The organism is Clostridioides sp. ES-S-0006-03 (assembly GCF_020662275.1).
Lineage (GTDB): Bacteria > Bacillota > Clostridia > Peptostreptococcales > Peptostreptococcaceae > Clostridioides.
The window spans coordinates 120,956-136,995 of the sequence record NZ_JADGMM010000009.1 but is presented as its reverse complement, the minus strand read 5'-3'; the positions used below and the strand labels follow the sequence as shown (position 1 = coordinate 136,995).

Here is a 16,040-nt window from a genome sequence, read left to right as displayed (position 1 = left end):
AGTTAATTTAAACTCTTACAATTTTGTAAGAAGATACTAAAACAACTTCCACTTCCTAATTTGGATTCTACTATAATATTCCCTTTTTCTTTTTCTAAAATTAATCTTGTAAGATAAAGACCAATTCCTGTACCATTTTGATTTTCAACATTTTTACCTCTATAAAATCGTTTAAAAATATTGTTCAATTCTTTACCATCAATGCCTATTCCTTCATCTTTGATTATAATTTTAGTATATAGTTCCATTTTTTCTACAGAAATAGTAATCATACTATTTGATGGTGAATATTTTATTGCATTTTCTAAGACATTTACAATTGCCTCTATAGTCCATTTTTTATTATGAAATAACTTTATATCTGAAAATATTTCTAAATTTATTTTTATGTTTTTAGATTCTGCTTTATTAAAAACAGTACTAATACTTTGAACAATAGTGTCTTTAATTAGTAGTTCTTCTGCTTCAAATTTGATAACCCCATCTTCTAATTTAGTCATCTTAAATAGAGACTCTAATAACCAGTCAATTTTAAAAGTTTGATTTTTCATTTTTTGTAAAAATTCTACTTTTTTTGATGTAGGAAGATTACTATTTTCTAAAAGTTCACAGTAAATGGTAATATTTGAAAGTGGTGTTTTTAATTGATGTGACATATTTGAAATTAAACTTTTAATTGCTTCCTTTTCTGATTTTGACTGCTCTACTTCTATCTCTATCATATCTTTAACTTTTTTTACTTGGTAAGAAATTTTTGATATTCTTGTATCTTTTGTATCTGGATAAGAAATTTCTTTACCTTCCAATAATTGATTTAGCATTAGACTTAATTCGTCACATGTATTTTGACTTTTTTTAATAGTTATTATAGCTATAATTATCATACATATTGCAACAAATAATAGTAACATATTTATTCCACCTCATTCCATAGATAGCCCATTCCATAAGCTGTTTTTATATACTTTGGATTAGATGGATTATCCTCTACCTTCATTCTAAGTCTTCTTATATTTACAGATATAATATTCTCATCAACATAATTTTCTTCACTATCCCATATATGATGTAAAATTTGTTCCTTCAATAATATTTGTCCTTTATTCTCAATTAAATAATTAATAAGCTTATATTCTACAGCACTAAGTTCTAAATCTACTTCATTTTTATACACCTTTAATAACTTTTGGTCTAATCTTATACCATTAGAATACAGCACTTTATTATTTGATTTTTTTCTTATTGCTACTTTAACCCTCGCTTTTAATACAGACAAAGAAAACGGCTTTGTGATATAATCATCTAAACCTATTTCTAATCCTGTTACCTCATCAATCTCTGAATCTCTTGCAGTAAGCATTATAATTGGAATATCTGACATTTCTCGTATTTGCTTACATATATCAAATCCATTTCCGTCTGGCAGGTTACAATCTAAAATTATAAAATCTATATTTTTATTATTAAATATATGTAAGCCCTCTTGTTTTGTATAAGCTTTTAAAACATTAAATCCTTCACTTTCAAAAGCATAAAAAAGACCTTCATTTAAGTTTGTATCATCTTCAATAATTAATAAATTCAATTTTCTACTCCTTTTATTTTTAAACTTTTAAAATAGTATTTCTTCTTATCTTTTGTTAAAAATATATTGATACACCTATTTTACTAAAAAAACTGTAATTAAATTTGTTTTTTCTCAAATCTAGTTACAGTTTTTTATTTATAGACTATTCACCTTTAGAACATTCTCTATAAAAGGCTTTAATTGATTTTAAATCATTATCAGTTATAATATGTACACCACTTGCACTTAATAAATTAGCAAGACACTCAATACGTTTGAAATGTTTTTCTGTACTCTCATTAAACAATACTGGGTCTAACCAAATATTTATTAATATTATAAATACTTCAGACATTTCGTTTGGATAATCAGTTTTAAAAATGCCTTCTTCAACACCTTGTTTTATTAAGCAAGATAGTAAAGGGGTCATTTCAAGCGTAGATGCTCTTATACTCTTCATAAATAAGATAGGTTTTTTTTGGAGGCACATATAATCAATCAATTTTTTCCTTATTTCTGAACTAGATATGTGTAAGATAAATTCAGACACTTTTTCTCTAATCGTAAAGTTAGGATTATTTAATATTAACTTTAAATTTTCCATCTCTACTTTTAAATTACTTGATATAATCTCTTCGAACAGGAGTTCTTTATCTTTAAAATGGTAGTATACAGATTCTTTAGATATATCAAGAGTATCCACAATTTGTTGCATAGTTACATCATCATAGTCATTTTCTTCGAATATTTTCCACGCAACGTCTAATATCTGACTTCTCATCTTGTCAGAATGTTTATTTCTTGACATATAAATTCACTTCTTTCTTTATCAATTTATATTAATTGTTCATACATTTATTATAATAAGATTTTTTACAGTATGTCAATACACACCATTTAAAGACAACAAATCGTATTTATTCTTAAATTTCTTATTATTTATCATTAATATAATTTATATGTAAAAATATTATAAAACATATATAAATACATATTATTTAATTTAATGACGCTTAAATTGAAAATATAACCTTATTCTTATATAATTAAATTATGTAAGGATAAGGATAAGGTTATATGATTTAATTATACTTTTACTAGGGGGAATAGAATTGAAAAGGGTTGATGAAAGAAATACTATGTTTGCAAGAGCAAATTATAAAAAAAATGGTTTTGCTTATAATGACTATTATGAGAAAAATCCTGAAAAAAAAGAAGTTGATGATAGTATAAGAAGTAGACCAAATTTATGTAGTGAAGGAACTATGACTTATAATGAGATAAATTCTCCAATGGCAAGTAGTGCATTTGACTTTTTATCTGATATAAAATCACTATGTGAAGGAAAAGTTTGTGACAATAAAGTGGATGTAGATGCAAAGTCTATGACTAAAAAGATAAAAGGGTTTGCAAAGCAATATGGAGCTTCTGTGGTTGGTATAACTAGATTAAAAGATTATCATATTTATACAAATAGAGGTAGACATGAAGAAAACTATGGTGAAGAAGTTAATCTATCTCACAAATATGCAATTGTATTTGGATGTGAAATGGATAAAGAAATGATAAACAGAGCCCCGATGATATGTGAAGTTATAGAAACTTCAAAATGTTATGTAGATGCATCTATTGTTGGCATGATTTTAAGTTATTACATAAGAAACCTAGGATATGATGCTAGAAATCATATGGATGCTAATTATCTAGTAATGCCTGTTTTTATAGCTCGTGATGCTGGATTGGGTGATATAGGAAGAAACGCAATACTTACAAATAAAGATTATGGTTCTAGACTTAGACTAGGGGTTGTTACTACAGATATTCCACTTATAGAAGATGAATATGTTGATTTTGGACTTGAAGACTTTTGCAAAGTATGTAAAAAATGTTCTTTTAATTGCCCTTCTCACTCACTTTCTAATGATATTAAAATTGGTGATGATGGAAAATATAATTGGGTGATTGAACATGAAACATGTTACATTAAATGGAGATATTTAGGCACAGACTGTGGTATGTGTATATCTGCTTGCCCATTTAGCCAAAACCTTGAAACTATAAAAAACACTACTTCTTTTAAAGGCAATAATGAGCTTATTGAGAAAGCTTTGGATGAATATACTTCAAAATTTGGTAAAAGAATATTTGTACCTGGAAATCCATCTTGGTTAAAATAATTTTATATATTTAATAAATAGTCTGTCCCATGATAAATTCTAGGACAGATTATTTATTAAGTATTTTATTTATATGAATATAATATGATAATTTAGCAACATTTTGATTATATAATTAACTTTATATAGAATATTAAACATAAAAGGAGTGAATATATGAAAAAAATATTAGTAGTTGAAGATGATACTATATTAAATAAAACACTATCGTACAACTTAAGTGAAGAGGGATATATGGTTATTTCAAAATTTACAGCTATATCTGCTTTAGAATCTATTGTTAAGCACAAATTTGATTTAATTATTTTAGATGTTAATCTACCAGATAGAAGTGGATTTGATTTGTGCAAGAAAATTAAAGAAAATTATGATATCCCTATAATTTTTTTAACTGCCAATGATATGGAATATGATATGATTAAAGGTTATGAACTTGGAGCTTTGGATTATATAACAAAACCATTTAATATCAATGTGTTTAAACAAAAAGTAAGAGCACTTTTAAATCATATTACAACAAAAACAAAACAAGATTGTTATGATGATGGATATCTCAAGATTAACTTTTCTGAGTTCTGTGCATATATAAATGACAATCAAATTGTATTTACACCATTAGAATATCGTACTTTAAAACTATTTATTGAGAATCCCAAAAACATTCTAACAAGAAAAATACTTTTAGAAAAACTTTGGGATATAGATGCTAATTTTGTAGATGAACATACTTTGACATCTGTTATAAGTAGAATTAGAAGTAAAATTGAAAAAGATGGCTCTCAATACATTAAAACAGTATATGGTATGGGATACATGTGGATAGGTGAAAAAAATGAATTTTAAAAATTTTTCTTTTAATACTATTTATTTAATAATTGCTGTTAGTATGGCTCTTACAGCTATTCTATTCAATATAGCAATTTATATAATAACTAATGATTTTAAAATAGTTGTTCTATTATTGATATACACAATAATATTCTCTGGTTTTATATTATTAATCATGCTCTTACTTCATAAAAAAATAACTCTATTTTGCTCTGAGATATGTTTAACCTTAGATAAGATGATGAATAGTAAAGATAATCTGGAAATTACTTTGGAGGAAGAAACACTTTTGTCACGTATTAATCATAGACTGATTAGAATGTATGAAGTCATTCAAGAAAATCGCCACAATATTGCTATGGAAAAAGCTGATTTACAAGAATTAGTTTCTGATATCTCTCATCAAATCAAAACTCCTATTGCAAATTTAAAGATAATTAATAATACTCTACTGAATCAGAATCTTAAAACTGAAATTCAAAATGAGTTTTTGATGGATATGCAAGGTCAATTAGATAAATTAGAATTTTTAATGCAGTCTATGGTAAAAACTTCAAGACTAGAGACAGGTATAATTTCATTATCTAAAAAAAAGAATTCGATTTATGAAACAATTGCGACTTCACTTAGTGGAATTTTATTTGATGCTGAAAAAAAGGACATTGAAGTTACAGTTGATTGTGATTCAAACTTATATATATGTCATGACAAAAAATGGACTTCTGAAGCTATTTTCAATATATTAGACAATGCAGTGAAGTACACAAGTCCTAAAGGTAAGATACATATATCTACAGAATGCTGGGTTATGTATGCTAAAATAGATATTACTGATACTGGAAAAGGCATATCAGAAAGTCACCAAGCAGAAATTTTTAAGAGATTCTATCGTGAGGAAGATGTACATGATATAGATGGTATTGGAATTGGTCTATATCTTTCAAGAAAAATTGTATCTCTTCAAGGTGGATATATCAAAGTTACATCAAAAATTGGAGAAGGCTCTACTTTTTCTATATTTTTACCTAATAAATAAATTTTTAAATATTTTATTTGTGATAATTCTGCAACATTTTGATTATATACTGTATTTACAATATATAAAGGAGGTCTTTATAGTGAGTATTTTACAAGTAACAGACTTAAAAAAATATTATGGGAGAAATACAAACATTACAAAAGCTCTTGATGGTGTGAGCATATCTGTTGAAAAAGGTGAATTTATTTCTATTGTAGGTACATCTGGTAGTGGTAAATCTACATTATTAAATATTATGGGAGGTTTAGATAATCCTACATCTGGAAATGTCATTATAAGAGGAAAGGATTTATCAACTATGAATGATGAACAACTTACAATTTTTCGACGTAGAAATATAGGTTTTATATTTCAAAATTATAATCTTGTTCCTTTACTTAATGTATATGAAAATATCATTTTACCAATTGGATTGGATGGTGAAACACTAGATAAAGATTTTATAAATGAAATTATAAGTTTACTTGCACTAGATGAAAAATTATATGATGTACCAGGTAATCTTTCTGGAGGACAACAGCAACGTGTTGCTATTGCAAGAGCACTTGTGACGAAGCCTGCTATTATACTTGCTGATGAACCAACAGGTAATCTTGACAGCAAAACGAGTGCAGATGTATTAGGCTTACTTAAGATGACAAGTGAGAAATTTAACCAAACAATTGTAATGATTACCCATAACAATGAAATTGCACAATTAGCAGATAGAATCGTTCGTATTGAAGATGGAAAAATTTATAACTAGGAGGTGAAATATATGTTTAAAAATAATAATGGTGCTTTCATTAGAAAAATAGCATTGAATGATTTAAAAATTAATAAACTTAAATTTTTTCTTTCAGGTATTATTATAATGATTTCCACATGTTTATTATTAACAACTACTTTAGTTTCATATAATGGCTCTATGGATTTGGTTAATTCATCTCCCTATCATGCGAGATATCAATCTGTAAATGAAAAATCAAAAACATTATTACAGCAAAATAAAAACTTTAGTAGTGTAGGAGTTTATAAGTCACTTGGTAGTGAGATAAAATCAGATTATAAAATGTCAATGATATATGTAGATAACACTGCAATTGAGCTTCTGAATTTTCAACTATTAAAGGGCGGTATGCCAACAAATAAATATGAAATTGCTATTTCAGAAAAATATCTATCTGAACTTGGCTTGAATAAAGACCTTGGAGATAGCATTACATTAAAATATCGCGACAATATTACTAACAAAGAAATACAAAACGATTTTATTATTGTTGGATTTGTAGAAAATTACTATCAAGATAATGCTAAGCAATACTATACAGTTGTTTCCAATGATTATCTCAAGCATATGGCTTCTACACCTTTACAAATCAAAAGTAATAATTTTAATGAAGCAACTCCAAACACTGTAGATGTATTAGTTAGATTATCAAAAGAAAATACAGAAAAATCCCCTACTTTAATTAAGACTCAATTAAGTGAAATTGGTTCCTCTTTAAATATTAAAAAACATAATATATATTTAAATGATAATTATATTGAATCAAATTTAATTGATGGTGAACAAGTTATTACAGTTTTAATAGTAGGAGTAATTATTCTTTTTTCTAGTTTGTTTGTTATTTATAGTATTTTTTATATTTCAGTTGTTAATTCAGTTCAAATGTATGCAAAGTTGAAAGCACTTGGTATGACTTCTTTTCAGTTGAAAAAGATTATTTACCTACAAGGAAATATTTTATCTATTATTTTTATTCCAATAGGCATTATATCTTCCTGCATAATTACATATATAATTCAGCCTTTAGCATGGCAAATGACTACTGACTTATTTATTATTCTAGTATTATCAATAGTAATATTTTTGACTGTAAGAATTTCTTTAAATAAGCCAGCTAGAATTATTTCAAAAACTTCCGCTATTGAAGCTATGCAATACACAGAAATTAAATCTAGAAATAAAATTAAAACACTTAATTATATAAATATTAAAAATTTAGCACTAAAAAATATTGAGGTAAATAGAAAGAAAAATTTAATAGCATTGATTTCATTGAGTATTAGTGGAATATTATTTATTTCAATTGCTAGTCTGTCTAATTCTATAGATTTTAATAAACAGATGTCTCAGACATTCGTTTATAATGAAAATTATATTATTGGAAATAAAATTGACAATTTGTATGAACGAATTACACAAATTCAGCAAAATAATCCATTTACAAACACTCTTAGAAATGAAATCAAATCAATTTATGGAGTACAAAAAGTAATTGAATCTAAAGGAATAAAATGTGAAGTTATATCCCCTTCTATTAAGGATAAAGATGGAAGTAATGTTACAACTTTGATTGAAAGTGTCACACCAGAGCTTGCAAAATCATTCCAAAAGTATATTGTAAATGGTAAAGTTGATTATAAGCAATTGGATTCAAACAGCTTGATTGTAAATAAATATAGGACAAAATCTTATGGAGTTGATTTGAAAATTGGAAATACAATTACATTTAATATATTTAGTGGAAATGACATCATCAAAAAACAAATGAAAATAGTTGGAATAATTGATAATTCAAATACAGGATGCATGTTCTTTACTTCAGACAAGGCTTTAGATAAAATAACACCATATAATACAAATTTACATTTTTCAATTTTATCCGATAAAAAGTATTCAAAAGAAGTTGAAGAAAAACTATTAAATATTATTCAAAATAATTCAAATTTAATCCTTTATTCATATGATAGCGATTATAAAATGCTAACTAGAGCTTTTAAGTATATGATTATAGCTGCATATGTATTTGTTGGTTTAATTTCCTGTTTTGGTATCCTTAATATGACAAATATCCTTGTAAATAGTGTATTAACTAGAAAAAAAGAGTTTGCCTTACTTCAGGCGGTTGGAATGACAAAAAAACAGTTGCGCAAAATGCTCTATCGAGAAGGTTTAAATTTGAGTATTAAAGCTGTATTTGTATCAATTACATTGGGTTATTGTGGTTCAAAATTACTCTGCTTTTTTATAAAAGATGTTGTTAGATTAGACTTCATTAATTTCAATTTCTCTATACTTTCTATTTTAATTTTTTCATTTATATTAATAGGCATGCAAATATTAATAATTGAATTCCTTATAAGAAATCTAGAAAAACAATCAATTACAAAACGTTTACGCTCTCTATAAAAATAGCTACTTTTATACTACACTCAACATAGATTTTCAAGATTTAGAGGGTCTGAAAACTTTGATTTTACGACCCTCTGTTTGTTTTTTAACTTCTATTATTTATTTTCTGAATATATCAATCGCATGACTCGTAACGCCTATTAAATCTTCGCGTTCACAAGTAGCAAAGTGATATTTCAAATATAACTCAAATTCTTCATCATCCATAGCATCGACTGCTTCACGCATACATAGGGCTAAACCATCCGATGCGACGTAATGCAGTCTTGTTACAGGAAAAACAGACATCAAATCGTCAATGTTTTCTTTACGGACAAGTTCAAACAAATCCTTAGGACCTGACTTGGTAGCAAATGTCTGTGGGTCAATCAAGCCCTTTTCAATATATTCAGCTACATTGATATTTCCTCGGTTGAACCCTTCATCAATAAGGCAGCCATCAGATATAACATATGCAGCAAAAATCACACCACCATGTTTTGTTACACGGATAGCCTCATGTAGAGCTTGTTGTTTATCCTCTTTGCTATAAAGATGATACAACGGACCTAACAACAATGTAATGTCATATTCATTGTCTGAGAAAGCAGACAAATCCATAGCATTACCTTGAGTAATAGTTATATTTTCATTTGATTGAATATTTTTACGGAAAATTTCTATGTTATGTTCGACCAATTCGACTGCATCAACGTCATATCCCTGACGTGCCAGCGTGTGAGAATATCGACCAGTTGCAGCACCAATTTCAATCACACGGTCGCTAGGTTTTATGTACTTTTCAATGTAATGCATAGTGGTTAGGAATTCAACTGTTCCATGCTTTAATGCCAACCGACTATCTTCGTCGTAATTATTGTAAAAATCAATTAAGTATTGGTTTGTTTTCATATTGCACCCCCTTCTGTATTAGTTAGTAAACATCAAATAGATAAATTCCAATCCTTTTTTTCTTGTCTTATAAAAGCTGATAATATATTTTTCAACATTTTTTCGGCACTATTTCTATCTAATGTCAATTTTTTCGTTGCTGTTAAGACAGCTATGCCATGAGTATAAAGAAATAAATCTAAAAATATGACTTTTGCACATTCTAACTCTATTCCAATACTTTCAGAAAAAAGCCTTGCCTTTTTTTCATTATCAATTTCTTTGTAGAAATCATTTGGATCTTCCATCATCAAATCTAAATCGTTTATAAACAACAACTTAAATAAATGTGTTTCTTCTTGAGCAAATTCAATGTATGAAAGTGGAAGTAATAAATATTGACTGACATTTTCAGAATTATGATAATTAATAACATACTGATTATAGTATTCATATGCAAAAGCAAGAAATTCACCTTTTAATTCATCCATATTTTCATAGCAAGTAAAAATTGGTCGAGTGGAACATTGTAATTTACTTGCGATACTCCTTGCATTTACAGTTTCAAATCCTGTTTCTCTTGTAATATCCAAGACAATATTCAAAATCATTTCTTTCGTTATTTTTGCTTTAGGTGGCATATAAATTCACTTCTCCATTAAATTTTTATAAAATACATACGTTATATAACAATTGTTGCACATTAAAAAATTTATGTCAAGAAATAGTTTTGCATTTTTTATCATTCCTGAAGCTGACAAATAAAATATGAGTTGCAATTAATCTATTAATAGACGATTGCAACTCATATTTTACTTTAAATACTTTTCTTTTTACATGATATTTCATATACATAATCTTCTGATGAATTAATATCACTTTCTTTTGAATTAATATTACTTTCTTTTCTTTTTTTAGAATCAATTAAGACAAAATATAGTATAAAACCTACAACAAGTCCCCAGGTTCCACCTTTAGCAGCAATCACGCCACCCATCAGCCCAATTAATCCTCTCTCTACGCCAGTATCACATAGTTCCATTGATAGTTTAGTACATAAGTAACCTTGAACTAAAAGTGTCACTGATAATGCTAATGGTATAAGAGGCGTAGCTATTTGGGCAATTGGATAAAAGCAGATAAAAATAGCTGAAACCCATACTAATGTACCCATACCACTAAAAATAGACTGCATTGCTTCCTTTCCAACCTTATATCTTTGAGCAACACTTCCAGTAAGAGTTGCAGCTAATGGACCACACATAGCTATATATGGAGAAATAACTGCCATAACAATATTTCTTATCCCACTTATAATATTAGACCTATTAGAATTAAAATCAATATACTCATCTGTTCTGTTTTTACTTTCAGAAAGAACTAAATTTTCACCTGTTATAAAATCACCAAATGCAATTATATATATCATGAAAGCCATTGGCAATCCTTGTATAAATAATATTAGACTTGGAAAACCTATTCCAAAAGGAGATACTGTATCTATTAATTTTTGAAAATCCATTATATAAATAATATTTTCAAAATTAAAGCTAGGAATTCCTATTTCTTTACTAAATATTCCTATAATTAAACTCACTAAAATAGCTGGAACTACTCCATATTGACCTAATCGAAATAAAAACTTATTCTTTACTTTTAGAGCATCGAATTTTTCAGAAAACATTACAAAGCAAGCAACTAAAATCCCAACTGTTATAGATATTGGATAAGATTCAAATCTGCCTTTAGGGCTAAATTCTGCTATTACAGTTGATATACCAACTCCCATAAGTATTCCACCTTTGATGGAATTTGGGATTCTATTTACTAGTTTTCCAGCTATACCTGTTATACCCATTAAAATAAATATAATTCCTAAATCTATTTGTAAAGCTGTTAATGCTTGTATTCTTTCAATACCAATATTGAACTTTAACAAATATGCAGTTGTAAGAGTTATAGAAGCTGTAATCCAGCCAGGAACTACTGGGTCTCCCATAAAAACATGCAGGCAATACAATATTGAGTTAATGATAGCCATACTCCATGCTACTTCATAGGGTAATCCTAATATTTGCGTGCTAAGTCCAATAGTTCCTAAGCTTGTCATACTTGATATTATGCCTTGAATAGCTTCCGGTTTCTCAAATCTGTAATGTATAAACGGAATTCGTATCTTAAACATTCCAAATTTTATGTGAGGCTGTTCACTTCTAGTGAGTCTTTCCATAATTTCACTCCACCTTTCAATAACTCTTATTAATTGTTTATAAATTATCAATCTTGTTAAAACTAGTATATAACATATAAATTACATAAACAATAAATTAAAATTGTAAAATTGATAGATTTTGTGCATATATAGAAAGATATATCCATTTTTATTTTTTTATATCGATTGATAAAGGTTCTTTATAAAATTCAATAGTTCTTTTCCATGATTCAAACTGTCCTTTTGCATTACCTTTTACAGTTCCTCCTGAAGAAAATATTCCTCCAGCCATATTCATAGATAAAGTTTCACTTAGAGGTACAATATATGGAATTGGTAAAGGATGTCCCATCTTATCATATGTTAATAGTTCCACATTATATTGGTAGTTATTTCTTTTAAGTTTTTCTATGATTTCTACACAACCATCATAACTATTCCAAATATTATCTTCTTTTCCAGAAATCATAAGAATGTCAGCTTCAGAATTTTCTACTTTTATCCTAGCCTCTTCTTTATTGTCTGCCCTTTCAATACTTTTCTTATAAGTACTGGCAAATCCAAATGGAATTCCTTTTTCTATATCTTTTTTCTGGTCTTCAAAGAATATATTATTGTCTACCTTGATATATGGAAGTGGCTTACCTTTATATGACCATGATGAAGTATCTTTTCCATTCATTTGTCCATCAAGTGCTTGAAAACAATACGCATGAGGCTGTGATACTACTACTTTTTTAATTTGTTTATATCTTGAAGCAAGTAAAAGTGCTAACTCACCACCTTTTGATGTCCCATGTACAAATATTTCTTTAGTATTAGTGATTTCATCTTCACTAATCCATTTAAATATTTTTTCAAAGTATTCTAATGGTACTTCTTCTAACTTACTTGGCAATCCTTCTAGAGCAAAATAAGCAACTGCTAGTACATTGAACCCTCTAGATGCAAGTGGAGCTGCCAGGAGTTCTAAAGCATCTAAATTTCCATCAGAACCCCCTAAAACTAAAATTGTTTTATTACTAGAGTTTTGTTTATAAAATAATTTTCCTATAAATTCATCAGATATATCTTTTGTGATAATATCTTCTGTTTTGAACAATCTCTTCAACTTAACTTCTTTTCTTTCAATATCAGATTCAAATATCATATTCATGATTATTGGTTTATCAATAGATATATTTTCTGCAAAATTTTCACCTTCAGTTTTTGATTTTTTCAGAGAATAAATTAACCCCATGCAGTCAGTAGTTTTATAAGTCCCTTCTACAGGTTCAATTGAATCTAAATCCACTTCTCCTTTTTCATTTGAATAAAATACCCCATAAGATGAGAATTCCTCCCCTTTACACCATGGAAATTCCATTTTCATAGATACTCTTAATTTACTATTTGGAATTAAGCCTGAAACTATAACTTTAATTTTATCATCTACAAGTGATTCTGCATTGTATATATTTACTTTCATAATTGATTCCTCCATATAATAATTATTGCTCATGATTTATATATTTGAAATAGCTTTCTTTAGCAAGCTATGAATAATCCAAATATAAGACATTATGTTGACTATTTCATTATATCAACTCGAACCAATTTAGTCAATATATTGTCTTTTTTATTTACTTAAAATTATTTTAATAATATGAGCTATTCGTAATTTAAAATTTTGCTTATATTGAGTGATAGAAAAAATAAAACCACTCCTTTAAAGAAATGGTTTTATCTAGAAAATATAAATTATTTTTTAGTAAGCTTAATAAGTATTTTTTATTTAAAATTTTAGTACAAACATGTATTTCTTTATTTATAAATTTCACAAAATTTATGCATTGGCAAAAGTGTATATGGCATTAACCCTTGCTATATATAGATTTTCATCACTACAACCAATATATTTAGCATACTTTTCAATCTTCTCTCTTGCATTTTCAGCATCACTTTCATCGCTCTCTACTAGTTCATTTATATAAAGGTCCATTAAAGAAGCCTTATATTCTTTTATATTATATCCTAAAAATTCAGTTAATCTTTCAATCTCCTTACTAAAATCTCCATCTTCCTTTACCAAAAACTCGTATACATCTTCTCTATATGGATTTAATGTTATTATTTGTTTTACAACCTTACACTCATCTGCTTTTCCAATAAAACCATCTTTGTAATTATTAAACAAGGCATTAGATTTTTTTATAGATTCTTCATCAATATAAGAATGGACTTCATTGACTCTATTTTCTATAAGTGCATCTATTACAGCATAATGAATTTTGAAACAATCATTATACAAATAATTGCTCATTTTTTTTACGGTAGATTCGATTTCTAAAAAATTTGCATGATTATTTTTTTTATTCTTATTTGGTATGATAAAAGTTTTATTTAAGTTATTAAAAAGCCTTTTAAAATCTAAATATTTTTCACAATAAACACTTTTAAAGGTATCAATATCTATAGTTATAATTCCAAAACTCACTATAGTCTCGATTCCTTTCTTAAAAGATTCCTCTATATATTTTTCTCCTAGATTTAGACCTCTATCTGATATTTGTTTTAGATTTTGAAAATTATTTAAACAATCTCTCTCAAAGTTTTTAGAAATTTCTAAAGCATACAATTTAAAAATTTTTCTTATCTTATTATAATTATTTTTTGTATCATCAAACCTGATAATAGCTCCATTTACATCAAATGTAATCATTGAGTTTTAACCTCCCCCATTAGTTTCATCAATAAAATAAATTTAATATAAACTTTATAATCATAATATTAAACTTATTTCTACTATAATTATTAATTTGATGATGAAAGCCATTTTCCTTCTAAATAAAAAATTTGTCTAAAGTTTTTAAAAAAATTAGACAAACTTTAAGTTTTTAATCTCTAAATTACTCCAAATACACCAAATAATATTGGTATAAATATGGCTGGTAATAGATTTGCTACTTTTATATTTGTTAGCTTAAGTACATTTAAACCAAGTCCTATAATTAATAAACTTCCTGCAGCTGTCATTTCTGTAACTACAGGGTCACTTAAAAATCCATTTAAAAATGATGCCCCTAAACATATAATACCTTCATATAAAAATACAGATACAGCAGAAAACATTACACCTATACCTAAAGAAGCTGTAAATATAACAGAAGCTATCCCATCTATTACTGATTTTACAAATAAAGTATCATGGCTTCCTGTAAGTCCACTTTCTAACGAACCAACTACTGCCATAGCCCCTATACAAAATAACAAACTAGATGATATAAAACCTTCAGCAATAGAATCCTTTTTATTGCCTTTAGAAAACCTACTCTGCAAAAATGCACCTAATTTATTTACCCATTTATCAATATCTATTAACTCTCCTATTAAAGCTCCTAAAGCTATAGATATTATTGTCACTAGTGTATTCTTTCCCTCTAGTGCTCCTGATATCCCTATATATAATACACATAGGGCAATTCCATTCATTATAGTATCACTTACTCTTTGAGGTAAACCACCTTTGATTATAAGACCTACTATACACCCACCTGCGATTGCTAGACTATTTGCTATTACTCCAAACATTTTTTCTCCCCTCGATTAGTTAATTAAATTTTGCTTAAGTTCATTAAAAACTTAAATGTCAATGATTTGTAGTGGATATTCCAAATATTCCAAAAATTTTTCAAATCCTTTTTTTGATATATTTACAGTTTTAGTATTTATATTTGGATGAAAATTTAAATACTCTTCTTTAATTACATCCTCATCTATGTAAAGCTCTACTTTTCTTTCTGTATCATTTACTAATGAAAAAGGATTTACACTTCCAGGAAGAAGTTTAAGTACATTGTATAATCTTTCAGGCGAAGCAAATGATAACCTAGAACTTCCTATTTTTTCTTTAACTGAATTTAAATCAACATGTTTATCCCCTCTAACTACAATTAGATAGTATTTGTTTCCTTTAGCATTTCTTAAAAATAAATTTTTACACTGACATCCTTTTGTTATATCATTTAAAATTACTAACTGCTCTGCTGTATATACAGCTTCATGTTCTACTACCTCATATTTAATATTTAACTTATCTAAAATATTGTATATTTTAGTTTCATTTAAATTTACTTCAGTTGCATCTGATAATTCTGTTATTTTATCTTTTACATCACTCATCATGCTAT

The 16,040-nt window shown here is 27.1% G+C and carries 15 protein-coding genes; 5 read left to right on the top strand and 10 right to left on the bottom strand.

Features of this window, described 5'->3' with window-relative positions; all coding sequences use genetic code 11:
* Nucleotides 1-2 precede the first annotated feature (2 nt).
* The 3 genes from IR151_RS13440 to IR151_RS13430 form a co-directional block, all read right to left on the bottom strand.
* Complete coding sequence (locus tag IR151_RS13440; protein WP_227435152.1) at nt 3-911, bottom strand: sensor histidine kinase; 909 nt, start codon at nt 909-911, stop codon at nt 3-5.
* Between the two features lie 2 nt (nt 912-913).
* Nucleotides 914-1,585: a response regulator transcription factor gene (locus IR151_RS13435; RefSeq protein WP_227435151.1), complete on the bottom strand. Its 672-nt coding sequence runs from the start codon at nt 1,583-1,585 to the stop codon at nt 914-916.
* 145 nt (nt 1,586-1,730) lie between these two features.
* Nucleotides 1,731-2,375 (bottom strand): TetR/AcrR family transcriptional regulator, encoded by a 645-nt coding sequence (locus tag IR151_RS13430; RefSeq protein WP_227435150.1) that lies wholly within the window; start codon nt 2,373-2,375, stop codon nt 1,731-1,733.
* 304 nt (nt 2,376-2,679) lie between these two features.
* Between IR151_RS13430 and IR151_RS13425 the strand changes: the two genes are divergently transcribed.
* The 5 genes from IR151_RS13425 to IR151_RS13405 all read left to right on the top strand — a co-directional run bounded on the left by IR151_RS13425 (nt 2,680) and on the right by IR151_RS13405 (nt 8,786).
* Entirely contained in the window at nt 2,680-3,744 is a 1,065-nt protein-coding gene (locus tag IR151_RS13425) for a 4Fe-4S dicluster domain-containing protein (RefSeq protein ID WP_227435149.1), read from the top strand.
* A gap of 156 nt (nt 3,745-3,900) precedes the next feature.
* Complete coding sequence (locus IR151_RS13420) at nt 3,901-4,587, top strand: response regulator transcription factor (protein ID WP_227435148.1); 687 nt, start codon at nt 3,901-3,903, stop codon at nt 4,585-4,587.
* A complete protein-coding gene (locus IR151_RS13415; RefSeq protein WP_227435147.1) occupies nt 4,577-5,608 on the top strand; it encodes a sensor histidine kinase in 1,032 nt (343 codons plus the stop codon). The genes IR151_RS13420 and IR151_RS13415 overlap by 11 nt, the downstream gene beginning before the upstream one ends.
* A gap of 82 nt (nt 5,609-5,690) precedes the next feature.
* The gene (locus IR151_RS13410; RefSeq protein ID WP_227435146.1) at nt 5,691-6,356 is read left to right on the top strand and encodes an ABC transporter ATP-binding protein; all 666 of its coding nucleotides are present in this window, start codon (nt 5,691-5,693) and stop codon (nt 6,354-6,356) included.
* Nucleotides 6,357-6,368: 12 nt separating this feature from the next.
* Entirely contained in the window at nt 6,369-8,786 is a 2,418-nt protein-coding gene (locus IR151_RS13405; RefSeq protein WP_227435145.1) for an FtsX-like permease family protein, read from the top strand.
* Nucleotides 8,787-8,888: 102 nt separating this feature from the next.
* On the opposite strand, the gene IR151_RS13400 is transcribed toward IR151_RS13405, so the two are convergent.
* From IR151_RS13400 to IR151_RS13370, 7 genes are all read right to left on the bottom strand, one after another.
* The gene (locus IR151_RS13400) at nt 8,889-9,680 is read right to left on the bottom strand and encodes a class I SAM-dependent methyltransferase (protein WP_227435144.1); all 792 of its coding nucleotides are present in this window, start codon (nt 9,678-9,680) and stop codon (nt 8,889-8,891) included.
* A 32-nt stretch (nt 9,681-9,712) separates the two neighbouring features.
* Complete coding sequence (locus IR151_RS13395; protein ID WP_227435143.1) at nt 9,713-10,300, bottom strand: TetR/AcrR family transcriptional regulator; 588 nt, start codon at nt 10,298-10,300, stop codon at nt 9,713-9,715.
* Between the two features lie 176 nt (nt 10,301-10,476).
* Nucleotides 10,477-11,889 (bottom strand): hypothetical protein, encoded by a 1,413-nt coding sequence (locus IR151_RS13390; protein WP_227435142.1) that lies wholly within the window; start codon nt 11,887-11,889, stop codon nt 10,477-10,479.
* Nucleotides 11,890-12,040: 151 nt separating this feature from the next.
* A complete protein-coding gene (locus tag IR151_RS13385) occupies nt 12,041-13,339 on the bottom strand; it encodes an acyl-CoA thioesterase/bile acid-CoA:amino acid N-acyltransferase family protein (protein ID WP_227435141.1) in 1,299 nt (432 codons plus the stop codon).
* A 357-nt stretch (nt 13,340-13,696) separates the two neighbouring features.
* A complete protein-coding gene (locus tag IR151_RS13380) occupies nt 13,697-14,572 on the bottom strand; it encodes a kinase (RefSeq protein WP_227435140.1) in 876 nt (291 codons plus the stop codon).
* A gap of 182 nt (nt 14,573-14,754) precedes the next feature.
* Complete coding sequence (locus IR151_RS13375) at nt 14,755-15,441, bottom strand: DUF554 domain-containing protein (RefSeq protein WP_227435139.1); 687 nt, start codon at nt 15,439-15,441, stop codon at nt 14,755-14,757.
* Nucleotides 15,442-15,492: 51 nt separating this feature from the next.
* Complete coding sequence (locus tag IR151_RS13370; RefSeq protein WP_227435138.1) at nt 15,493-16,032, bottom strand: prolyl-tRNA synthetase associated domain-containing protein; 540 nt, start codon at nt 16,030-16,032, stop codon at nt 15,493-15,495.
* Nucleotides 16,033-16,040: the final 8 nt, after the last annotated feature.